General features: G+C 68.3%; 18 protein-coding genes. 17 read left to right on the plus strand and 1 reads right to left on the minus strand.

Annotation, left to right across the window (positions count from 1 at the left end; genetic code table 11):
* Window positions 1-150 precede the first annotated feature (150 nt).
* Window positions 151-936, plus strand: coding sequence for a hypothetical protein (locus tag GV790_RS20420; RefSeq protein WP_163814949.1), 786 nt, complete (start codon window positions 151-153; stop codon window positions 934-936).
* Window positions 937-1,235: 299 nt separating this feature from the next.
* On the opposite strand, the gene GV790_RS20425 is transcribed toward GV790_RS20420, so the two are convergent.
* Window positions 1,236-2,438 carry a hypothetical protein gene (locus GV790_RS20425; RefSeq protein ID WP_163814951.1) on the minus strand — a complete coding sequence of 401 codons (1,203 nt, stop codon included), beginning with the start codon at window positions 2,436-2,438 and terminating at the stop codon, window positions 1,236-1,238.
* A 187-nt stretch (window positions 2,439-2,625) separates the two neighbouring features.
* Between GV790_RS20425 and GV790_RS20430 the strand changes: the two genes are divergently transcribed.
* From GV790_RS20430 to GV790_RS20505, 16 genes are all read left to right on the plus strand, one after another.
* Entirely contained in the window at window positions 2,626-3,591 is a 966-nt protein-coding gene (locus GV790_RS20430) for a C40 family peptidase (protein WP_163814953.1), read from the plus strand.
* 107 nt (window positions 3,592-3,698) lie between these two features.
* Window positions 3,699-5,453: a type VII secretion AAA-ATPase EccA gene (gene eccA / locus GV790_RS20435; protein ID WP_163814955.1), complete on the plus strand. Its 1,755-nt coding sequence runs from the start codon at window positions 3,699-3,701 to the stop codon at window positions 5,451-5,453.
* Between the two features lie 4 nt (window positions 5,454-5,457).
* The gene (eccB, locus tag GV790_RS20440) at window positions 5,458-7,014 is read left to right on the plus strand and encodes a type VII secretion protein EccB (RefSeq protein ID WP_163814957.1); all 1,557 of its coding nucleotides are present in this window, start codon (window positions 5,458-5,460) and stop codon (window positions 7,012-7,014) included.
* A gap of 59 nt (window positions 7,015-7,073) precedes the next feature.
* A complete protein-coding gene (gene eccCa / locus GV790_RS20445; RefSeq protein WP_280213410.1) occupies window positions 7,074-11,024 on the plus strand; it encodes a type VII secretion protein EccCa in 3,951 nt (1,316 codons plus the stop codon).
* Window positions 11,025-11,115: 91 nt separating this feature from the next.
* Window positions 11,116-11,442, plus strand: coding sequence for a PE domain-containing protein (locus tag GV790_RS20450; RefSeq protein ID WP_256673419.1), 327 nt, complete (start codon window positions 11,116-11,118; stop codon window positions 11,440-11,442).
* 33 nt (window positions 11,443-11,475) lie between these two features.
* On the plus strand, window positions 11,476-12,855 hold the full coding sequence (locus tag GV790_RS20455; protein ID WP_163814963.1) for a PPE domain-containing protein: 1,380 nt from the start codon (window positions 11,476-11,478) through the stop codon (window positions 12,853-12,855).
* A gap of 29 nt (window positions 12,856-12,884) precedes the next feature.
* Window positions 12,885-13,196, plus strand: coding sequence for a hypothetical protein (locus tag GV790_RS20460; RefSeq protein WP_163814965.1), 312 nt, complete (start codon window positions 12,885-12,887; stop codon window positions 13,194-13,196).
* 47 nt (window positions 13,197-13,243) lie between these two features.
* Window positions 13,244-13,558 carry a hypothetical protein gene (locus tag GV790_RS20465; protein ID WP_163814967.1) on the plus strand — a complete coding sequence of 105 codons (315 nt, stop codon included), beginning with the start codon at window positions 13,244-13,246 and terminating at the stop codon, window positions 13,556-13,558.
* Between the two features lie 20 nt (window positions 13,559-13,578).
* Window positions 13,579-14,451, plus strand: a complete 873-nt coding sequence (locus tag GV790_RS20470) for an ESX secretion-associated protein EspG (protein ID WP_309139017.1) — start codon at window positions 13,579-13,581, stop codon at window positions 14,449-14,451.
* A 34-nt stretch (window positions 14,452-14,485) separates the two neighbouring features.
* Window positions 14,486-16,015, plus strand: coding sequence for a MinD/ParA family ATP-binding protein (locus GV790_RS20475; RefSeq protein WP_256673420.1), 1,530 nt, complete (start codon window positions 14,486-14,488; stop codon window positions 16,013-16,015).
* Window positions 16,012-17,550 (plus strand): type VII secretion integral membrane protein EccD, encoded by a 1,539-nt coding sequence (eccD, locus tag GV790_RS20480; protein WP_163814971.1) that lies wholly within the window; start codon window positions 16,012-16,014, stop codon window positions 17,548-17,550. Before GV790_RS20475 ends, eccD begins: the two co-directional genes overlap by 4 nt.
* Complete coding sequence (gene mycP / locus GV790_RS20485; protein ID WP_163814973.1) at window positions 17,550-18,905, plus strand: type VII secretion-associated serine protease mycosin; 1,356 nt, start codon at window positions 17,550-17,552, stop codon at window positions 18,903-18,905. The genes eccD and mycP overlap by 1 nt, the downstream gene beginning before the upstream one ends.
* Window positions 18,902-20,611: a type VII secretion protein EccE gene (gene eccE / locus GV790_RS20490; RefSeq protein WP_280213408.1), complete on the plus strand. Its 1,710-nt coding sequence runs from the start codon at window positions 18,902-18,904 to the stop codon at window positions 20,609-20,611. The genes mycP and eccE overlap by 4 nt, the downstream gene beginning before the upstream one ends.
* A gap of 27 nt (window positions 20,612-20,638) precedes the next feature.
* Complete coding sequence (locus GV790_RS20495; protein WP_232052348.1) at window positions 20,639-20,974, plus strand: helix-turn-helix domain-containing protein; 336 nt, start codon at window positions 20,639-20,641, stop codon at window positions 20,972-20,974.
* Window positions 20,975-21,051: 77 nt separating this feature from the next.
* The gene (locus GV790_RS20500) at window positions 21,052-22,113 is read left to right on the plus strand and encodes a discoidin domain-containing protein (protein WP_163814975.1); all 1,062 of its coding nucleotides are present in this window, start codon (window positions 21,052-21,054) and stop codon (window positions 22,111-22,113) included.
* A 10-nt stretch (window positions 22,114-22,123) separates the two neighbouring features.
* Window positions 22,124-22,873: a hypothetical protein gene (locus tag GV790_RS20505; protein ID WP_163814977.1), complete on the plus strand. Its 750-nt coding sequence runs from the start codon at window positions 22,124-22,126 to the stop codon at window positions 22,871-22,873.
* Window positions 22,874-22,993 lie beyond the last annotated feature (120 nt).

Genomic DNA, 22,993 nt, shown 5'->3' on the forward strand with positions numbered 1-22,993 from the left:
GGACCCTGCGGCGTCTGCTGCCCACCGCCATTACGCTTGCCGCCGCCGTCACCCGTATTGCCGGAAGAACCGTCTTTCTGCTTCCCGCCCGGGTCCGGTTCCGGTGGCGCGGGGCAGCCGCAGCAGCCGCAGCAGCAGGGTGGCGGCGGCATGAATCTCGCGATGCCGTTGATGATGATGATGTCGATGTTGCCGCAGGTCGTCGGCCAGGCCGCGCAGATGATGATGGCGCAGAAGGCCGAGCAGCAGGAGCGCGAACGGGTCGAGGAGGAGCGCAGGCTCGAACGGGAGGAGCGTCAGCTCGAGCGAGAGGAGCGTAAAGCCGACGAGGAAGCCGCCACCGCACAGGCGTCGGCGCAGGCCGGTGGCGCGCCGGCCTCCGGCGAGGGTGCGCCGCCGGTTGCGGCCGCATCGTATGGTCCCGGTGCGCCGCCACCGGTAGTCATGCCAGGGAGCATGGTCGATGCCCCGTTGCCTGAAGGCCCCCCACAGAAGGTGCCGCCAGCCGTCGCGCAGGCTCTGAACAAGGAAATCTACAACACCAACGGCAGCGACGCGCACGCCGCGTATGCCGGCACCACCGGGCAGCAGACCCCGAGCAACCCGTGGGTTGCCGTCGACCCGAACACCACCGACCCCGACAAACGTCTGCGCACCGGTGATGTGATCCAGTGGGAGAACCGGACCGCGCTGGTCGTGATGAACGATTCCGGTTTGAACGTCCTGCTCAATGGCCAGCTCGTGCAGATGGATCCGCACAATCCACCGGACGACGGTCACGGGCCGTTCGGACGGTTCCAGGGCTTCTTCCACCCCAGCGGAATCGACAAGGCCGCGGGCGATCTCACCGCGGGCGCGCAACCGACCGTGGATGTCGCGCCGGGCGGCGGTGCGCCGCCGCAGCCGAAACCGGTTCGGCCGCAGGTCTATACCTGATTCATCGGCGCGGCGGACGTTGCGCCTCGCCTGCTCGGACCGGGCGCTTCGCCATTCGCGGCCGGCCACGAGACACCCCGGCCGGCGACGAGATGGGATCGCGCCGACCGATCGTTCCCGACTGCCCGGCACCCTGTCGCACCAGAGGCAACCGTGCTACCAGGTCGCCTGGGGCGTATCACGGTAGCATGACGCAGGTTGGTCCAGGCCGCCCCTCGTGTTACCTGGTCACGTGGCCGCATCGCCCCCACGGAGTATCCGCCGATGACGGCATACGGACGTGGCGTGCCCTGCCGAACTCAGGCCGGGGCAGCCTTCGGTTCCTCGCCCTTCGCCGGCTCACCCGCCGGCTTGTTCGGATCATTCGGCTTCTGATCGCCCGGCGCCGCAGCGCCTTCCGCGGGCTTGCCGGAATCGCCCGGTGGCGGCGCCTGACCCTCGGGCGGCTTGCCGTCACCCGGCGGCGGTGGCGGCGGAGCGCCCTCGCCCTTCTTCTCTTCGGCGTTCTTGGGTTCCTCAGGGGCGAACGCCTCGTGCAGCATCGGCAGCATGGGGATCAGGGACATGGGGATCATGCCGAGCATGGGCAGCATGCTGAGCAGGCCACCCAGACCGCCATCACCACCACCGGCTTGGCCGCCGCCCGGCTGCTGCGCACCGCCGCCCGGGATGCCACCGCCGCCGCCGGCGCCACCGCCGCTACCGTTACCACCACCACCGTGTGCGATGTCCCAGTTGTAATCAGCAGCGGCCACGATCTTCTCGCAGATCTTGCGCAGGGCACGCGCGACGATCTTCATCACCGCGTAGTCCTGTGCGGCGGTGAGCTTGGCTGCGGAATACGGTTTCAGCGCGGCCTTGAGTTCGGTGACGATCGTCTTGATGGCCGCCAGATTCTTGGACTTCTCGTCGGCCATCACCGTCGAGGTCTTCGCGACCTTGTCGTCCATGGACAGCAGCGCCGTCTTGGTCTGGCGGGATTGGCCGAGAGCCTTGTTGTACGCCTCGACCATCTGGCCGTTTCCGACATTGTCGGCGGCGACAGTCTTGAGCAGCTCGCTCACCTGTGGCGGCGGTGTGACGGTGTGTTCGCGGCCCAACAGGTCGACGGCGAACCGAATCGCCTTCTCGGCCTGCGCGATCAACAGCTTCGTCTGCGGTGAGGCGCCGGGCGGTGGATCGAGGTTCATCCAGTCGCCGTTGGCGGGCGGCGGGGTGCGGACCGGGTCCTTGGCGGAGATCGGCCGCACCGAATCGGGATCGCCCGACCCCTTTGCTCCGTCGGCAGGCAGGGCCGGGCGCGCCGGCGGTGTCGTCGTCGCGTCCTTGGCGCCCGACGGGTCGGCGGAGCCGGCTCGTCGCGCTTCTTCGACGGGCTGCGCGACAACTCGGCCGACCTCGGGTTCGGCGGGAGTGGCGCTCTGCGCGCGTGGAGCAGCGGCTACCGCCGCGACCTCTGCGGGCTTTGTGCTCTGTGCCTGTTGAACTTCGGTGTCCGCCACACCTGCCACCATTCTGTCGACACCGCCTCCCGCTGTTATCGCCCCTCATTGTCTTGCCTTCCCCGCGCTGGGAAGTGCTGTGCCCGAGCGCAACGTCCCATTGCTGGGAAGATGCTCGATTCGGCTGCCGGGACAATGACGTGGAATCGGAAAGGCGGTCGGTGATGCGCGACGGTAGGTCGGTCGGATGGCGCCGGGGCTGACGACGGACGCCGAGGGCGTGCTGCGTTCGCTGGCCGGCCTCTACGGCGAAGGGCAACCGACGGCGGGCACGAACACGGCCCTCGCCAAGGCCGATCTGGCGGCGAGCGCATTGCGCGGCGGTCATATGCAGGCCGGCTATTCCGAAGCACGCACCAGGCATGAATCCGCCGTCGAGGCACATGCGGGCAGGGCGGGAGTGGTCGACAAGGCGGTCGCCGGCTCCGGTGACGGCACCGTGCTCGGCCGGCGCGCCCTCGACCGCGAGATCGCCGAATTCCATTCCCGGGTCAAGGCGCTGAGCACCCTTGGCGACCTGCGGTTCAGCGGTCCGGCCCTGCTCGATTCCGCGCAGAAGGCGGTCACCAACGCCACCAAGCAGGTCAACGGTGATCTCGACGCGGCCAGGCGCCAGGCCGCGCAGATCGTCCCACCCGAGGTGCCGAAATCGCGTGTCCGCGGTCAACCGCCGATCCAGCGGCGCAGACGCCGTCGGCCATCGAGAGGGCGAGCCTCCGGCGGTATCCGACGCAGCAGTGCCGACCGGCGCCGGGTTCCCTCGGACGGCACCCGCGGCGGACTCGCCGTGAGCGCGGCCAGCGCCTGGCTCGGTGCGCCGTATATCTGGGGCGGGGGCGGCCCCGGTGGCCCCACCGGAGGCGGCTTCGACTGTTCCGGGCTCACGCAGTACGCGATCGCGCAGGCCACCAACGGTGAAGTGATCCTGCCGCGCACCACCTACGATCAGATCCACAGCGGCGTCCGGGTGCATCCATCCGACGTGCAGCCGGGTGATCTGGTTTTCCCCGGCAGATCGTTCAGTGCCCCTGGTGTTCCCGAGCATGTACAGCTCGCCGCGGGCAACGGCATGGTGATCGAGGCGCCGACCTTCGGGCAGACGGTGACGTGGTCGCGGATGGACAGCGACTCGGTCGTCATCCGGGTGCTGTAGAACGAATCACCCCGCCTCTTCCCAATTTTGGGGACTGTGGTCGATTCAACTGATCGCCCCCGTGGCTAACCTGCACTCAGGCGGAGATCGGCGGAAGGGAAGTCCGAGTGTCAGCGGCCGAGGACGCGTTCTACACGGGTGTACAGAGTTTGGGGCTTGTCGCCGGAGGGGTGCGCAACGAGCAACACGCGGCCGCCGCCTTCAGGACGGCGACCGACCTCGATCCGGACATGTGCGATGCCTGGCTGGGCCGCGCCATGGCCGGTGAAGTGACCTCCGAAGTCATCTACGGGGCCTACCGCTCCGTGCACAACCTGTACCGCGATCAGCAGCGCGCCGGCCTCGCCGATCGCGCGCTGTGGTGTCAGGTCGAGGTCGGCATGTACGGGCTGCGGGTGGCAATGGCCGACCGGGCCCAGATCGCCATCGCACAGGCGTGCTTCTACGCCGACGGTGGCGAGTGGGCCGAAGCCGCGGCGATTCTGGATGAGGTCCCCGGCGACGACGTGGCCGGTTTCGTTCGGATGTCGCTGTATTACCGCACCGAACGGTGGACCGATGTGCTCGCCGCGCGCACCGCGCAGCCCTCGCTCGACGACGGCCTGCTGGATATCGCGGCCGAATTGATGGCCACCTCGGCGCTGGCGCATCTGGGCCGGTTCGGTGAGGCGATGCCGCGCGCGCAGCGGATCGTCGAGGACAGTTCGTCGGGCAACCTGTCCTACATCTGGGCCGACGCGCACTTCCTGCTCGGCATGCTGTTGCGGCACAACGGCGATACCGAAGCAGCGGACAAGGTGCTCGCGGGCCTGCAAGGGTCGGGCCTGTGGGGTGAGCGCGAGGAATGGCAGCGCGCCGTCCGGGACAAGAGCTACCGGTTCGCGATCACCACACCGGAGCTGATCGCTTCCCGCGCCGACATCTGGGATCCGCGGTCCGGCGACGATCCGGTGCAGGTCGCCGCCAGCGCCGCCAAGGCCGAACGCGAAACCCTGCTGACCGAGGCGTCTGAGCTGCTCAATGCCCAGATCGGCATGGCCTCGGTGAAGGAGCAGGTGGACCGGCTGAAATCCGGTGTGCTGATGGATCAGGTGCGCGCCAAGCGTGGGCTCGCCGTCGAATCGAAGTCGCAGCATCTGATCTTCTCCGGGCCGCCGGGAACCGGTAAGACCACCATCGCCAGGGTGATCGCGAAGATCTTCGCCGGGCTCGGGGTTGTGCAGAACGCCGAGGTCATCGAGGTCTCGCGTAACGACATGGTCGGCACCCACCTCGGTCACACCGCGCCGAAGACCAATGCGCTGATCGACTCCGCGCTGGGCGGAGTGCTGTTCATCGATGAGGCCTACACCCTGATCCAGGAAGGGCTGTCCGGCGGTGACGCCTTCGGTAAGGAAGCCGTCGACACGCTGCTGGCCCGGATGGAGAACGACCGGGACAAGCTGGTCGTGATCATCGCGGGCTACGAAGACGAGATCGATCGCTTCCTGGCCTCCAACGACGGCCTTGCCTCCCGCTTCACCAAGCGGATCCGGTTCTCCAGCTACGACGCCGACGAACTGGTGCAGATCGCCGAGCACATTGCCAAGAAGAAGGATTCGATCCTGTCCGAACAGGCGATGGAGGTGCTGCGCGAGCGCTGCGAGCAGCTGGCGGTGCAGAACCGCGACGGCAGGCGGCTGATCGACCTGGCGGGCAACGGCCGCTTCATCCGCAATGTGGTGGAAGCGGCCGAGGCCGAACGGGATTACCGCTTCACGCGCGACAACCTCGATGTGTCGACGATGACCGACGAAGAGCTGATGACCGTCGACGCGTTCGACATCACCTCCGCGCTAGCGGGTCTGGCACCCACCAGGTGATGTGATGGCACGTTTCCGGGTGGTGACCAAACACCAGATATCGGGCTGGCGTTTTCTCCTGCACCGGATCGAGCACGCCCTGGTGCGTCGCGATGCCTCCATGATCGATGATCCGCAGCGCGGCCGGTCGACCGCGCTGATGATCGGTGTCGCCCTCGCGTGTGTCTGTGTCGCCGGCGCTGCGGTGATGGCCTTTTTCAAACCGGCCAAAAACGTCGGTGATTCGAAGATCGTCGCCGACAAGGACACCGGTGCGCTGTACGTTCGCATCGGCGATCGGCTGCATCCGGCGTTGAACCTGACCTCGGCGCGGCTCGTGGTCGGTTCGGCCGACAATCCGGTCCGTGTCTCCAATGGTGAACTCTCGAAGTATCCACGCGGACCGTGGGTCGGTATTCCCGGAGCACCGGGCAATATCGTCGATTCCGGATCGAAGGACTCATCCTGGGCGGTCTGCGATACCACTCGCTCCGGAGCCGCAGCGCCGGTCGATTCTCGCACCGGCCTTCCTACGGCTACCCTCACCGCACCACGAACCACCGCCATCGGCGGGCCGCTGAACATCGACGGCGAGACCACCCGCGCGCTGGCCGGCGCCGAGGCGCGCCTGCTGCGTGACGACTCCACCACCTGGCTGGTCTACGCCGATCAGGAGCAGGGCTTCGTGCGCGCGGCGATCGATCTCGCCGACTCGGCTGTGGTGCTGGCACTCGGCATCGACCCGACGGCGACGGTGGTCGCCGCCTCCAAAGGTTTGATCAACGCGATCCCCGAGGCACCACCCATCCGGGTGCCCGCCGTTCCCGGTGCGGGGGAGATGACGACCCTGTCCACCGGACTGACCGTTCCGGTGGGCTCGGTGCTGACGGTGTCGGGACGCGACACCGAGGGCGCGACGTATGTGGTGTCGCAGTCCGGCGTCGTTCAGGTGAACGCGGTGCTGGCGGACATGATCCGCAATGCCGACTCCCAAGGCGCCATTTCGGTGCGGACCGTCGGACCCGATGTGATCGCGGCGAATCTGCGCCCCGGCGCCTGGCCGGGGACGGCGACCTATCCCGCGACCCAGGTCGACATCGTCGAGCCGGAGCGGTTCGGCGTCACCTGCTACCACTGGTCGCGTGCCGCGGGTGACGCCGCCGCCACCACACAACTGGTGGCGGGGGATCGGTTGCCGCTGCCCGCCGAGGAACAGTCGCGCACGGTGCCACTGGTGACCGCGCCGAACTCGCAGGGCAAGACCGCCGACGCCGCGTACATGCCCCGGACGACCGGGCGATTCGTGCAGGTCAGCGGTTCGGATCCGGCCTCACCGCTGCGGGAGGGCCTGTACTGGATCTCCGACAGCGGCGTGCGCTACGGCATCGACGTCGACGCGGCCAACGAATCCGATGCCCGCCAGACCCTGTCCGCCCTGGCGCTGCGCGCGCCCGTACCCGCACCCTGGAGCATCGTGTCGTTGTTCGCTGTCGGGCCTACCCTGTCCCAGGCCGATGCCAAGGTCGTGCACGACGGCATCCCGGTCGACAAAGCCGGACTGGGCTTCGGCGGACCGTCGTGACCGCCACCCGCCGATTCGTCCGGCCGGCCCGGATGATCCGTGGGCCCAAAGCTCCCGCGGTGACCGAACTCCGGTTGCAGCCGCCGACCGAACTGCCCAAGCCGGTCCCGCCGTCCAAGCTCAAGATGATCCTGCCCGTCGTCATGGTCGCGGCCATGGTCGGCATGATGGTGATGATGTTCCGCAGCGGGATGCCGACATCGCCGATGATGCTGTTCTTCCCGCTGATGATGATGGTGTCGATGTTCGGCATGGTCGGCGGGCAGTTCTCCGGCGGTGGCGGGACATCGGCCGCGAGCCTCAACGAGGAACGCAAGGACTACCTGCGCAGCATCACCGACAACCGCAAGACCGTGCACGAGGCCGAAAAGGATCTGCACACCTTCCTGCGCTACACCCACCCCGGGCCTGCCGAGATCGCCCGGTTGGTCGGCGGCAAGCGCATGTGGGAAGTGCAGGTGGCCAGCCCGCAGTTCCTGCGGGTGCGGATCGGGCGGGGGCGCATCGCCAACCAGGTGCGGGTGATCGTGCCCGAAGCGGCGCCGACCTCCGATCTCGATCCGGTCGGCGTCGTCGAACTCACCAGGTTCGCCAAGGCGTACTCCACCGTCGGTGGTATGCCGGTCGCAATCAATCTGCTGTCCGCGCCGCAGGTCGGATTCGACGGTGATCCGGCCGCGGTGGCCGGATTGATCCGCGCGATGATCGCCGAGGCCGTCGTCCTGCACGGACCGGACCAGGTGGCCGTCGCGGCGGCGCTGACGGATCCGGACGCACCCGAGTGGGCGTGGCTGAAATGGCTGCCGCATACCCAGCATCCCACCGCCACCGACGCGGTCGGCCCCGCCAGGATGGTGTATCGCAGCGTCGGCGAATTGCGCGCCAAGGTGCTGGCCGAGCTCAATCGAGGCCCGTTCTCCGCCAACAGCGAGCCCGCGCTCGACCGCAAGCATCACCTGCTGATCGTCGATGTCGGCGGCCAGGCCAACGAGCGCGATATCTCCGGCATCGACGGCTGCACCTGGTTGCGCCTCGGTCCCGCCGAGCAGTCGCTGCCGCGAGCGCTGAAATTCACTGTCGGCGACGATCGTTCGCTCAGCGAGGTGACCGCGCGCGGCCTGCGCCGAGTCGGTGTCGCGGATTCCCTGTCGCTGCCCGCGATGATGGCGCTGGCCCGGCGCGTGGCCCCGTACCGGCTGTCCACGGTGGTGGAGGCGGTGGCCGCCGAACAGGCCAGCACCGGCACCTCCTGGGAGGAGATGGTCGGTCTCACCGATCCCGGCGATATCCGCATCGACCAGCAGTGGCCGGTGCGCCGTGACAGCGACCGGGCCCGGCTGAACATTCCGTTCGGGCACGATCCGGCGGGCGCGATCGTGCACCTCGATATCAAGGAATCGGCCGAAGAGGGCATGGGCCCGCACGGCATGTGTATCGGTGCCACCGGTTCGGGTAAATCGGAATTCCTGCGGACCCTCGTGCTCTCCGCCGTCGCCACCCACTCTCCGGACCAGCTGAACCTGCTGCTGGTCGACTTCAAGGGTGGTGCCACCTTCCTCGGCTTCGACCGGCTCTCACACGTGACCGCCGTGGTGACCAACATGGAGGAAGAGTCCGACCTGGTCACCCGTATGGAGGACGTGATCAACGGCGAAATGGTGCGCCGCCAGCGCATTCTGCGCGACGCGGGCAATTTTGCCAACGTCGCCGACTACGAGCGGGCCAGGGAACAGGGCGCGGACCTGGCCCCGCTGCCGACGCTGTTCATCATCCTGGACGAGTTCGCCGAACTGCTCGAGCACTACCCGGACTTCTCGAAACTGTTCGTCGCGATCGGCCGGCTCGGGCGGTCGCTGCGCATCCACCTGCTGCTGTCCTCGCAGAAGGTGCCGGCGAACCGGATGGGTGAGCTGGAGGCGCACCTGTCCTATCGAGTGGCCCTGCGCACCAACCAGACCAGCGACTCCCGTGACGCCATCGGCACCGCGGATGCCTACCACCTGCCGAAGAAGCCGGGCTCGGGCTATCTGCGGGTCGGTTCCGGTGATCTGCAACGGTTCCAAGCCACCTACGTCGGCGAGGCGTACACGCCGCGCGCGACCGTCTCGGCGCCGAACGCGTCGAACCGGGCCCGGCGCGCCGGGGGCGGATACCGTCCGCCGCAACGATTCACCACCGGCCCGGTCGCCGATATCCGGCCGACCGTGGTCGAGCAGGCGCCCACCCGGTCCCAGCAGCCCGAGGCGGTCGAGGGCGAGCAGATCACCGTGATGGAGACGGTGCTGCAGCAATTGGCAGGACACGGCAGGCCGGCGCACAAGATGTGGCTGCCGCCGCTGAACACCCCGCCCACGCTGGACCGCCTGCTGGGCGGGACCGAGCCGGGTTCGCTGAGCATTCCGGTCGCCTTGATCGATAAGCCGCGCCAGCAGCGCCAGGACAGCTGGACGGCCGATCTCTCGGCGGCCGGCGGGCATATGGCGATCGTGGGTGGCCCGCAGTCCGGTAAGTCGACGGCACTGCAGACGTTCATGCTGTCGGCCGCGCTCACCCACACCCCGGAACAGGTGCAGTTCTACTGCGTGGACTTCTCCGGCGGCTCGTTGTCGGCGATCCGATCGTTGCCGCACGTCGGCTCGGTGGCCGGGCCGCGCGATCAGGACCGCATCCGGCGCACCATCGCGCTGATCACGAATCTGCTCGAAACCAGGCAGAACCTGTTCGCGGAGTTCGGCATCGACACCATCCGGAAGTTCCGTGCGATGCGCAACGAGTCCGGTGGGCGCCCACCCTGGGCCGATCGCGACCCGTACGGTGATGTCTTCCTGGTCGTGGACGGCTGGGACATCGGATTGTCCACCAACGGACCCTACTTCGACGAGTACTCCGCGACCATGGAGCAGATCGCGCTGCAGGGCTTGAACTTCGGCATCCACCTGGTGCTGACGAGTTCGCGCTGGATGGCGGTGCGGCCCGCGGTCAAGGACATGATCCAGACCCGGATCGAGATGCGGCTCGGCGACCTCACCGATACCACCTTCAATACCCACCGCAATGTGATCGCCGCGATCCCCACCGATCGCCCCGGCCGCTGTGTGTCGGCCGAGGCATTGCACATGTTCGTCGCGCTGCCCCGGATCGATGGGATCGCCGACTCCGAATCGGTGGCGACCGGCCTGGAAGCGGCGATCGCCGAGGTACACCGCCGGTACCCCGATCGTGCGGCGCCGCCGGTGCGGCTGCTGCCCGCCCTGCTGGAATTCGACGAGATCCCCGCGACCCCCGCGCCCACGAATCTGGCGCAGCGGCTGGTGGTCCCGTTCGGTGTGCGCGAATCCGATCTGGGGCCTGCGACGATCGACTTCGGCATGTCGACGCACTTCACCGTGCTCGGCTCCTCGGGCTCCGGCAAATCGTCGGTCATCGCGTCGCTGCTGGAATCGATCACCCGCCGGTTCACTGCCGATGAGGCGCGGATCCTGCTGGTGGACTACCGCCGCCGCCATCTCGGAGCCGTTCCGGAGAACATGCTGATCGCGCATGTCACGAACGAGCGCGATGTGGTGGGCATCATGCCGGATCTGCTGGCGAAGATGGACAGCCGCAGGCCGCCCGACACGGTGACCACGCGACAGCTGGCAGAGCGCTCCTGGTGGAGCGGCCCCGAGGTCTTCGTCTTCGTCGACGACTACCACATGGTGGTGCCGCGAGGTGCGATGAACCCGCTGGATCCGCTCAAGCAGATCCTGGTCGACGGCCGCGATACCGGCCTGCACGTCGTCGTCGCCCGCAATATCGCCGGCGCCGATACGGCCATGTACGACAACGTCATCGGCGGTATCCGCAACCTGAACTCATCCGGCCTGATCATGGACGGCACCCGGCAGGACGGTGCCCTCATCGGTGATGTGCGCGCCACGAAGCAGCCGCCGGGACGCGGAATTCTGGTGGAGCCGATGCTGACCCGGCGCGAGCTCGTGCAGTCGGCGTGGATACCTCCACGGCTGTGAAACTGTGAGCCTTCCCACTGTTGGACATAACTTACCGTTCTACTCAGGCAGCTCGCTCCGAGCTGTTCATGGTGTTGATTGGAGTAATGCGATGACACTCCCTCTCCAAGTCTCGTCCTCGGCGATGCGGTCGACCGGTGCCTCGTACGAGGTGGATCAGGCCGCGTTCGAGGCTGCGCTCTCGATCGCGGCGCCGGCGACCATCGCTATGCCTGCCGCCATCGACCCTGTCAGCAAAATGGTTTCGGCGCGGTTCAACAGCTACGCCGGGTCGCTGCTCAAAGAGGTCGGCGACGGGTCCCTCAAGCGGCGTGACGGCGGTGAAGTGCTCGCGCCCGTCGCGACGGCCTACACGGATTCTGATATCGCCGGCGGCGGAACGGTTTCCGCGTACGGGTCCGTAGCCGCACTGCGCTGATAACGCGCCTGGTCGGAAAAGTGGAGGCCGACAGTGCCGATTTTCGCTGCGTTGTCGCCATTGGCGATGTCTATCGCGCTCAATACCGGGCCGGGCCCCTTCCCGATGGAACAGACGGCCCGGGCTTACCGCGGTATTGCCGAAACGATGAGCATCGCGGCCACCTGTTCGGAAGCGCATACCGCTGCGCTGGCCGCGCATTGGAAGGGAGATACCTCCAACGGCGCGCTGGCCGCCTACCGCCGGCATTCGGCTTGGCTGCGGCAGCAATCCGACCTCGCCGCTCAGGTGGCGGTTCGATGTGATGCCCAAGCCGCGGCCTACATGCAGGCGCGAGCCATCATGCCGCGCCCCGAGGCGATCCTCGCCAACCGTGCCAGGGCCGCGACACTGGCCGTCGGCTCGACGATGGCTGGGGCCAGCGCGGCCGCGTTCGCGGCCAACGAAGCCGAGTACATGGTGATGCGGGCGTTGGCGGCGGCGGCCATGGCGTTCTACGAGGCCGAGTCGCAGGCGAACGCGGCTTCGCTGCCGCCGCCCATCCCGCCGCCGGCCATCACCTCGGCGGCAGGCGGAGGCATGGTGCCGCCGCTGATGAGCCTGTTGCCCGACACCGGCCCGAACTCGTCGGGTTGGGGACAGGGTAACCAGGGCGGCGATTTCGGTAATGGTGGCTCGCAATTCGACAACAACTCCGGCGGCCAGGACGGTCCCTCGTCCTCCGGTGGTGGTGGCGACGGCGGCGGTAACGGCGGTGGCGACGGCGGCGGTGGCGGATCCTCCGATTCCGGTGGTGGTGGCTCCTCCGACGCCGGCAACGGCGGGCCCAACGGCGGCGACACACTTCCTACCGATGGTGGCGCCGGGCCCAATGACGCGATGCCGGGAGACCCCGGGTTGAGCGATCCGGTCAGCGCGCCGGAAACGCTGACGGATATGGGCACACCCGGGCCGGACACGTTCGGTCAGGGCGCGATGGAAGGCGATCCGGGCTTCTTCGGTACCACACCGGGATCGACGACCCTGGCCGGCCTGCAAGGTGGTGTCGGCTCTGCCGTCGCTCTCGGCATGGTCCGTGGCGGTATCGGCGCGATGTCGGGGGCCGCCACCGGATTCCGGATGCCGCCGAGCTGGTCGCTGCGCGCGCCGGGCGCGACCTTCGGTGCGCCGGTCGCTCCCCCCTCGGGCCCACCCGCGGCCAGGAACGTCCCACCGCGCGGGGCCATCGCCCCGAACACTCGTCGCCGTCGCCGCGACAACGAGGAACTTCGGAAAACGGCCGCGGTGTACACCCCCGGCGAACCCCAGGAGGTGCCAGTACTGGAGAGACCCCCGGCCATCGGCGTCATCGAATACTCCGATGACGTCGAGACACGAGACCAAGAACTACTCGGCGAATCCGCCCGAGTGTGAAACACGGACTGTCTGAAAGGAATGTCATTATGGCAATGGGATATAACGGCTCACAGGGGGAGCTGCAAGGGTTCGCCGACAAGTTCTTCACTCATGTGGAGACGATGGGCGCGCACATGTCGGTGCTGCGCGATCTGAAGGTTCAGTTCCAGGCTCCGCTGACCGGTGCGACCGGTAAGGCTACTCAGGACGAGTTCGAGAACGCGATCAACAAGGGCACGCAGTTGCAGAAGTTCCTGAACGAAGCGGTCGACGCCCTGAAGACCTCCGGCGCGCGCGTCGGCAACCAGGACCTCGATGGTTCCGTTGCCGTCGGCAAGAGCACGAACTTCAACTTCTGAGAAATCTTCTCATACAACACTATTCGTATTAGAAGGGATGGAATATCATGGCCGCAGGCGAATTGACCGATGACTATTACCGGGTAGACGAGCTCGTTCAGGCGACCACCAATCTGCTTTCGCAGATGGAACTGAACGACACCGAGAAGCGCACCTTGAGCAATCTGGTCGCCGAGAACTTCCGTGGTGAGGGTGGTGAATCGCAGTCTCAGTTCCAGGCCCGGTTCGACACTCTCGTCAACGAATACAACACGGCGCTGAAGGGCCTCAAGGGCGCGGTCGGCAACGTGGGCGGCAGCGGCGGTGAAATGCACATCACCGACAAGGGCCTGCGCGGGTTGTTCGACGGGATCCTCGGATAAGGAGTGGTTGTCCACCAGTGGTGATTTCTTCGTCAGGTTCGTATATCGCCGGATCGGATGACGCCGATCAGGACCCGACCGTCGTCGACCTCAATGTCGACGCGGCGCTGGCGCTGCAGGATCTGACCGGGATCGACGACTATCCGCCGGTCCTGGCCCTGCTTCCGAACATCTACGACGAAGACGATCACGCACGGGTACGCGCGGTCGTCCTCGACGAGCTCGAGACCGCGGGCATCGTCGAGGACGGTCGCGTGCATCCCGTGGTCCGGCAGTGGTTGCACTGCCTGGACCGTCCCGACGCCGAACTCGTCGTCCGGGTCATCGACCGCGGGCAGGGCGACGACGACATGGCGATGCTGCGCATGTCCCTGGTACGTCAGGGCGAGCAGCATGTGCTGGCGGTGCGCTGCGACGACCATGTCGTCATCCAGCCGGTGTTCGTCGAAGGCCGGAGTCTTGAGACGCTCGCCGCCGCGGTCGTCGCAGCGGTGGGTCCCTGTCCGCCACTGGAATTCGAGCCGCTGTCCGCCACCGAGGAACAGTTCGGTGAGGTACCGTCCGAACAGACCGAGCGACGGCAGGCGCTGCTGGAGCTCGGTGCGCACCGGCAGACCGCCGGTGTGCTCAGCAGGGTGATGGACGAGGTGGTCCGCCGCGCGGAGATTGTGATGTTCGAGCATCACGACGGCGTCCAGGCGGTACCGAAGGTGAGTTCGGCAGTGCTCGACACGGTGTCGGGCCGGATCGTTGTGACGCCGAGCGTCGCGATGGATGGGCAGCTGTGGACCACATACCTGCCGGGTGACGATTCCGCGATCGCGACCGCTGTGGCGGCGCTGGTCGAATTGTTGCCCGGCCGGAGCTGGTTCGACACCACCCGCATCAGTTGACCGTCCCCAGAGCGGTTTCGGAGAGGACGAACAGATGAATCGCGCACCGACCACGAACGGTCATTCCGCGGAGCCCGTGCGGGCTCGCGGTGGCTACGACGCCTACTTCGCCCAGCAGGTGGACCTGCCGCCGGGGTCGGTCACCGGGGTGGGCGGGGCCGGTGTGCATCCGTCGACTACCGAAGCGGCGGACGCATCGAGGCCCGCGGGCGACCAGCGGGGACCCACCGCTGCGCCGGCCCAGGGCAACAGCTCGGCACCGCAGCAGGTTTCGGCGCCAGGTGCGCCCAGTTCATTGTCGTTGCCGAACAGCGATGCGCCGCCGCCCGCGGCAGCTGTCGCGGCGCCGGGTGCCGAGCAGAACGCCGCCGGCCAGGCCCGGCCTGCGCAAGACCAGCACCAACAACAGCAACACCAGCAACAACCACAGCACCAGCAACAACAACAGCAGCAACAGCAGCAACACGCGCAGTCCGGGTACCCGCCCGCGCAGCCGAATCAGTTGCAGAACCCGGCGTCCGGTGCTGCCGCGCCACCGCCCAACAACTGGGTGCCCGACCGCGTCGAGGTCACCACTGTGGACCAGTCGCGCGTCGAAGTACTTCCGGTCGCGCTCACTTCCATCGAGTTGCTGGCGAACATCTCCGCGGCCAACCAGGCCCAGCTGCGCTCCAACAGCGGTGTGCGCGGTGCGCTGAACAAGGTGGGTTTCCGGCTCGGGCTCTCGCCGGCCGAACAGCGCACCGAAGATCGCCGCAGCCGAATCCGCCGACAGCTCAACAACACCTACCAGATCGCGATGATCAGCGTGAAGGGCGGCGTCGGCCGGACCACCACCACCGCGACTCTCGGCTCCACGTTCGCCTCGCTGCGTCCCGATCGCGTCGTCGCGATCGACGCCAATCCGGACTTCGGCGATCTGTCCACCCGGACGGTGCGCCACCCCTATGGGCTCACGCTGCGCGAACTGGCGCGCGATCCCAATCTCGGCGCCTTCTCGGCGGTGCAGTCCTACACCTCGGTCAATGCGTCGAATCTGGCTGTTCTCGCCTCACCGTGGACCACCGAGGCGAACGAGGCGCTCTCCGGCCAGGAATACGGCACCGGGGTGGAGATCCTGCGCCGCCACTACAACCTGCTGCTCGTCGACTGCGGTACCGGCGTGCTGGATTCGGCCACCCGGACGGTGTTGCAGACCAGCGACGCGGTCGTGGTCGTGACCCCGGCGACCGTGGGTGGCGTGACCGGCGCGGTGGCGACGCTGAACTGGCTGAGCACCCACGGACTGGACCGGTTGATCGCGAAGTCGATGGTGGCCATCGTGCATCATCAGCCGCTCAAGCCGACCGTGGACGTCGAAGCGATCGAGAATCTTTTCGCCACCGCCCATCGGCCCACGTTCACCCTCCCGTACGACGCGCATCTGGCCGAGGGCGGCGAGATCGATCTGCGGCTGGTCACCAAGGAGACCAAGCTCGCGTTCGAAGAACTCGCGGCCGCGCTCGCCGACGACTTCCCGACTCATCTCGCCGGTGATCCCGGCCATCACGGAGGGTGGCGATGACCACTGTTGTTGCGCCGCCGGCGAATTCGGCTCCGGCCACTGCGGCGCAGCCGCCCGCCGAGGTCGCGCGGGCCAGGATCGCGGTGCTCGTGGGGACATACCAGGTCGATGTCGTGGTCCCGACGAAGTTCAGCATCGAGACCTTCATCGACGATCTGCTCGTCGTCCTCGCCGATGCGATAGACGACGAGAGCGTGGACTTCACCCCGCCCACCGGCCAGTGGAGTCTCGGACGGCCGGGGGAGCCGCCGATGCCGCGCTGGCGCACGCTGGCCGATCACGATGTCGTCGACGGCACGGTGCTGATGCTGTCGGTGGTGGAATCGGCGGAGGTGTTCACACCCGTCGTCGAGGACATCACCGACGCACTGGCGATGATCAACGAGCGCGAGTTCGCCGAGTTCGACCCCCGCGCGTCCAGCATCGTCGGACTCGCGGCGCTGGGCGCGGGGTCGACCGTCGTCGCGGCGCTGCTGTCGTGGTCATGGACCGAGACCGGGTCGCTGTGGTGGTGTGCGCTGCCCGCGCTGTTGCTCGGGCTGATCTGCTGGGGCGCGGCCGTGCGGTCGCGTGCGCGCGAATCCGCGCCACACATCTGTCTCGGTCTGTCCCTGGCCGCGCTTCCGCTGCTGTTCGCGGGTGCGGCCATGCTGGTGCCGCCCGAGTACGGCGAGCCGGGGCCGTTCGCCGCGGCCAATCTCGCGGCAGGCGCGGTGGTCGTCGCGGTGGCCGCGGCGACCATGATCCGGCTGACCGGGCTCGGGATCGCCACCCTGATGGCGGTGACCGTGACCGGCCTGACGCTCACCGCGGCCGCACTGCCGCTGACCTATTCGGATCTGGCGGTCCGTCAGGTGTCCAGTGGCGCGGTGTTCGTCGGCCTGATCCTGTTGACGCTGGCGCCCCGCATCGCCGTGGTGATCGCGCGCATCCGTCCACCGGACCTGCCCGACCCGGGCAACGAGGTCGCGCCGTCGACCCTGACCGGGATCTTCGACGCCGAATCCGGCGGCGACGGTGAGCAGGACCGGGCGGCCGAGGACTCCGACCGGCGCGATGCCTCCACCGGCATCGAGAGCCGGGCCAGGCTCGCGGTGACGAGCCTGCGCGGCCTGATCGTCGCGATCTCCACCCTGCTGGCCGTTTCCTCGGTGATCACCGCGGCGGTCAGTCCGGGCGGGATCCGCGAAATCGTGCTCGCCGGTGCGGTAGCCGTGGTGCTGGTGCTGCGCTCACGCTGGTATCCGGATCTGGTGCAGGCGATCGCGCTGGTCTGTGCGGCCGCGGTGACGGTCGCCGGGGTCGGCTGGGTTCTGGTCGGCGCCTACGAGACGGCGCCGGCGCGACTGGTCGTCGTCGCGGTCGTCGCGGTACTGGCCACCCTCGCCTGCGTGGCGGCGGTGCGGATGCCGGGCAAGCGGCTGTCACCGCCGACGCGTCGCGTCATCGATCTCATCGAATACGCCCACATTCTGGTCGTGCCGATCATCGCGTTCTGGATCATGGGTATCTACACCGCTATGCGGGAGCTCTGATGGGTGGCGGACGCGTCGCGGTGGCGGCGCTCGCCGGGCTGATGCTGGCCATCGCCACCGGGCCGGCCGCGGCGGTGGCGCCGCCGCAGGTGGTCGTCGGCCCACCGCCACCGGACGATCCACCCGGCCCGGAGTTCCCGACCAAGCAGGACAAGGCGTGCCTGGCCACCGGTGTGCTGCCCGACAGCGATCTGACGCAGGTGCCGCCGCCGGATCTGGCGCTGGACCTCGAGCGGGCGCGATCGTTGAGCCGGGGCGCGGGCGTGACCGTCGCCGTCATCGATACGGGCGTGCAACCGAATCCGCGGCTGCCCAACCTGGTCGGTGGCGGAGACTATGTCACCGCGGGCGGCGACGGCCTGTCCGACTGTGACGCCCACGGCACGCTGGTCGCCGGAATCATCGGCGCCACAGCCGATCCGGCGGACGCTTTCGCCGGCGTGGCGCCGGATGCGCGGATCATCTCGATTCGCTACCGGTCCGGTGCGTTCCGGGCCGAACGGCCCGCAGGCGATCAGACCGCCCAGAAGACCACCGATATGCGCGCGCTGGCCCGAGCCATCATCAGGGCGGCCAACCTCGGTGCCGGGGTGATCACGGTGTCGCTGCCGGTCTGCGTGCCCGTCGACGAGCCCGCCGACCACGACATGGTCGCCGCGGCCGTCGGCTACGCGACCCACGTGAAGGGCTCGCTCATCGTGGCCGGCGCCGGCAACACCGGCGCCGACGGCTGCCGGCAGAACCCGGAGATCGATCCGGGGCGGCCCACCGACGAACGGAACTGGCGCGACGTCGAGACCATCTCGACACCCGGCTGGTACGCACCGACCGTGCTGACGGTCGGCTTCACCACCGCCAACGGCACGCCGATGCCGGACTCGCTGAACGGTCCGTGGGTGTCGGTGGCGGCACCGGGTACCGGCATCGAGTCGCTCGGGCCCGGCGGCACCGGGCTCATCAACGGCGTCGGCGCTCCCGGCAAATTGGTGCCGGTGGCGGGTGCCTCGTTCGCCGCCGCGTACGTCAGCGGTGTCGCGGCGTTGCTGCGCTCCCGCTTTCCCAACGAGACTCCGGCCGAGATCGCGGCTCGCTTGCAGGCCAGTGCCCACAAGCCGGCGCGCGGGATCGACAATGCGGTCGGCGCGGGCGTGATCGACCCCGCCGCCGCCCTTGCCTACCGCACACCACCGCAACCGCCGCAGGGACTGTTCGCCTCGGCGGCCTTGGACATCCCGCCGCCACCACGAGCCGACGACGCACGCCCGGCGGTCACCGCGACGATCGTCATCGTCGCCGCCGCGATCCTCGGCGCGGGCGCGACCTACGCGGGCAATGCCATCCGGAGGCGGCGGTGAGGTTTCCGAGTGTGCGCGTCGGCGGTGCCGAACGCGTCCCGTTCGCTGTGCTGGCGGTCGGCGGCAGTCCCTTCCTGGTGACGCTGTCGGCACACACACCGTGGTGGGCCGGTGCGGCCGTGGTCACGGTGTTGCTGGTGACGGTCACCGTCCGGGTCAACGGCCGGACCACCGTGCGCTGGTTGCTCGACTGGGTGGAATACCGGTCCGGTCGCTCCGCGCGGGCGCGGCTGCTGGCCGAGCCGCCGGACATCCAGGACGTGGAGACCAAGAGCGGGGCCTGCGGTGTCCGGAGGTCGGGTAACACCCTGGTCGCGATGATCCAGCTGGCCCCCGATCTGGACCTGCCCACCGTCATCGCCGACACCTCGATCTACACCGAGGACACGGTGCCGGTCGATGCTCTGGTGCCGTTGCTGGACCAGTACGGCATCCAGGTCGGCATCGACATCGTCACCACCGGCCAGCGGGTGCGCCCGACCGGCAGCTACAGCATGCTCTACGACCAGCTGATCGGTTCGCATCCGGTGGTCGGCGATCGGCTGACCTGGCTGGTGGTGCGGTTGGATCAGGAACGCAATCTGCGGGTGCTGAACCGGCGTGGACCGTGCGAGGTCGTGGCCCCCAAGGCACTGGCCGCCGCGGCCCACCGGATCGCGGGCCGGTTGCGTGAACGTGGCATCCAAGCCCACGCCCTGCCCGCCGCCGCGCTGCGTGAGGCCACCCGGCTGCTGCACGCGGGCGTGGAACTACCGGATCTGCGGGAGACGTGGAACCGGCTGGAATCCTCCGCACCCGGGCGTTGCGTCACCAGCTTCGTCATCGACTGGAATCGGCTCGACGGCGCGGGGCTGGACGATTGCTGGTCCTGGAACAGTGGCCGCACCACGCTGGTGGTGAGCTTGACCACCGAGCGCGGGCCCCGCGCCCTGGTGCGTTTCATCGGGCCCGCGGTCGAGGCCAAGGACCTTCCCGACTACCTGAACCTGGTCTCGGGTCGCCAGGCGGATGCGCTGCTGGCCACGCTGCCTGCCGAACTGTCCGTCGACGCACTGCCGCCCGACGAAACCGGCAGCGACACCGCGACCCTGCCCCAGCTGTGGGAGCTGCCGATCGCCATCGGCCCCAATGGTCAGATCCTCGGTGCGGTCAGCGGTCAGCCGCGACACACGCTGGCGCTGCCGTTGTTCGACCCGGCGCGCTACAACCCGCGCCGGCGCTCGATCGATGTGCGGGCACAACTGTCGGTGGCGCAGCAGATCCTGTTGCGCGCGACGGTGGTCGGGGCGGAGGTCGAGATCCACACCAGCAGACCGCAGCGCTGGCGCCAGCTGGTGTCGGCCGTCGGTGACCCGTCGACGCTGCGGCTGGCCGATGCCACCCACGACAACGGTGCCGGCGCGGCCTCTTCGGCGACGATCGCGGTCTTCGACCAGGTACCCGCGCACGCCTCCGCCGCGCAGACCACCGTGACGATCTCCGAGCCGGGTGCGCCGCGCAGACGGGCCGCCGATCTGGCCATCGATCAGGTCAGCGCGACGGCGGTGGATGTGAGTATTCCGATGCGCCGAGTACGGGTGGACCTGATCGAACCGAGGGGCGAAACCCGGTACCTGGATGCCGCCGACCGGCCCGCCCCGCCCGGTGCGCCGGCGGGTTCGGAGGTGGCGTTGCTCGCACCACCAGGTGGCCGTCGTGTCAGTTGAGTCATGGAGACGGTAGGGTCGCAGATCGTGGCAGCGGACTCCCGGTCGGATGTCGAATCCTCCCCTCAACCCGACGACGCGGACGAACTCACTCCGAGACAGTCCGCGGCGGCGATATTTTCCAGCAAACTCTCGGAGCTGATCGCCGAGTCGGTGGTTTCCACCGACGACGGCTCCACGCGATCGCTGACGTTGTACTCGCTCGCGCAGCACCTCGAACTCGCCTACCCGGATGTGCCGGTGTCCCAGTCGGGGCTGTACCGGCTCATCCACGGCCAGGCGATTCCGCGGCTCGATCTGATCATCGCGCTGGCCCGCGTATTCGACGTTCCGCCTGAATATTTCGTCACCGCCGACAAGTAGCGCGGTCCGGCCACGCTGTTCTCGGTGCCGGGAATAGCGTCGGCTCGCCGGGCGCGAACCCGGGATACCATCCGAGCATGCCCGCCGAGGACCCGGGAGATGTCTTCCTTCGTAACCGCGGCGCGGTGCTGGATGCCCTGCTGTCCGATCCCGCGCTCGGATCATCCGGCGGCGGTGCGGTCGCCGACCGTCCGGCATCGGCCGCGGCACCCAGCAGCAACACCCCCGACCCAGAACTCATGGCCGCGATCGCTGCGTCCGCGGCGGCAGCCGGTTCGGCGGGGGCCGCGCCACGTAGGCGCGAGACCAGCGCGAGTGAGCGCATCAATGCGCTGCTGAGCGGTCAGTCGCCGGATTCCGGGTCGCATTCGTCGCTGGGGTCGGAATTCGCGGGTGTGCCCGCCTCCCGGCTCCGGGAGGCCGCCGCCGACGAGCCGCCGCGTACCGAGACCTCCGCTCCCGCGCAGCGACCGCCCGATACGGCAGGTCGTCGCGGCGGCGCCGATCAGTACGCCCGCGATCTGGTGACGCAGCTGCGGAAACCGAAGGTTGCGCTCGGGGTGGCCGCCGCCCTCGCGGTGCTGCTGGTCTTCATCCTGGTCGTCACCGGTGGTGAGGAGACCAAGTCCGAGCAACTGCAGGTGCTCACCGAGGCGCCGACCAGCGCCCCCGCGGCCCCGCCGCCCGGTCCGGCGCCGGGCAGCGTCATCGTGCCCGAGTCGGCGAAGTCGCAGTGCCCGCCGGGTGGCACCGATGCCATGGACGCCTTCTCCGGTGAGCCGGGCAAGGCGTGGTCGTGTGCGCGCGCCTATCAGGTCGATGGGCAGATCATCCGCATCGACCTCGGCAAGACCTACGAGATCGAATCGATCGCGATCGTGCCCGGGTGGGACCACGTGGGCACCGACGGTGTGGATCAGTGGGCGAAATTCCGCACCGTGAGCCGCGTTTCGTATCAATTCGACGACAAGGACGACACCGTCTACACCCAGGAAACCCTCGATCAGCGCACGCTGGTGGAGACCAGGATCGAACCTCCGGTGCAGGCCTCGGAGATCGTGCTGACCGTCCTCGAATCCAGTGGTGCGTCATCGGTGAACACCACCGCGATCTCCTCCATCGTCATCACCGGGCGGTGAGAGTGCCACCGTGTCCGCAGTGATCTGTCAGTACTGCTCGCACCGCGACAGCGGCGGGCACGCCACCTGCACCAACTGCGGTGCACCGTTGGCCGCGCCCGGCGTGCCCACCGCGTCAGCCCCGCCGCAGCCGTCGGCGGCACCGGAGCCGAGCACACGGGCATTGATCGGAACCACGCTGCGCAGGGTCGGCGAGATCGTCCGCGACGACGCGGCAGCGGTACGCAAAGATGCCGAGGCCGTGGAACACGCGGTGGCCCATGCGCCGCATCCGCGCTGGCAGTGGCAGGCGGTGGGCGCCGCGATCGTGGTGTTGCTCGTGCTCGGATTCCTGCTCGCCCGATCATGTTCGGTGTCGATCCCGCCGCCGGAGGGCACGGCGATGGGGTCCGCGGCCATGGTGCTGCCCGCTCCGCTGCGCGCGGCCGCGTCATGTCAGCCGATGGCGGAATCGGGTGTGCCGGTGGAGCGGTGTGTGATCGGCGCACGGCATCCGATGTTGTCCGGGTCGATCACCTCCGGGCGGGATCTGATCTTTCACGCTCGGCTGGTGCCTCGGACGCGGTTGAACGACACTGTGGGTCAATGGCGTTCGGCCGGATCGACGGTGTTGGCCGACGGTGCGGTGTTCGCGGCGCTGAGCGCTTCGGCTGCCGTGCAGTACGCGAACCCGAGCACCGGATTGCTGCTCGACACCGGCACGTTCGCCGGTTCGGCCGGCGCGCGGGAGTTCCTGTCGCGCGCGGGTTTGCTGCAGTGATCGCGATTCGCGCAAACCACGAGCTATAAACCCTCAGTTAATGTACCGTTAGATAGCGGTACGTTGAACAACGTATTACTCTTGTTCGGTAACCCCACCCGACGATGGCGGAAGGCGCAG

It is taken from the genome of Nocardia cyriacigeorgica (assembly GCF_010858045.1).
In the GTDB taxonomy this organism is placed as follows: Bacteria; Actinomycetota; Actinomycetes; order Mycobacteriales; family Mycobacteriaceae; genus Nocardia; species Nocardia cyriacigeorgica_E.

Bases quoted from the DNA above. Each gene is read 5' to 3' on its own strand.
- GV790_RS20450 (WP_256673419.1), top strand. From the start codon at position 11,116: ATGACACTCCCTCTCCAAGTCTCGTCCTCGGCGATGCGGTCGACCGGT.
- mycP (WP_163814973.1), top strand. From the start codon at position 17,550: ATGGGTGGCGGACGCGTCGCGGTGGCGGCGCTCGCCGGGCTGATGCTG.
- GV790_RS20465 (WP_163814967.1), top strand. From the start codon at position 13,244: ATGGCCGCAGGCGAATTGACCGATGACTATTACCGGGTAGACGAGCTC.
- GV790_RS20500 (WP_163814975.1), top strand. From the start codon at position 21,052: ATGCCCGCCGAGGACCCGGGAGATGTCTTCCTTCGTAACCGCGGCGCG.
- GV790_RS20420 (WP_163814949.1), top strand. From the start codon at position 151: ATGAATCTCGCGATGCCGTTGATGATGATGATGTCGATGTTGCCGCAG.
- GV790_RS20460 (WP_163814965.1), top strand. From the start codon at position 12,885: ATGGCAATGGGATATAACGGCTCACAGGGGGAGCTGCAAGGGTTCGCC.
- GV790_RS20475 (WP_256673420.1), top strand. From the start codon at position 14,486: ATGAATCGCGCACCGACCACGAACGGTCATTCCGCGGAGCCCGTGCGG.
- GV790_RS20430 (WP_163814953.1), top strand. From the start codon at position 2,626: ATGGCGCCGGGGCTGACGACGGACGCCGAGGGCGTGCTGCGTTCGCTG.
- eccB (WP_163814957.1), top strand. From the start codon at position 5,458: ATGGCACGTTTCCGGGTGGTGACCAAACACCAGATATCGGGCTGGCGT.
- eccD (WP_163814971.1), top strand. From the start codon at position 16,012: ATGACCACTGTTGTTGCGCCGCCGGCGAATTCGGCTCCGGCCACTGCG.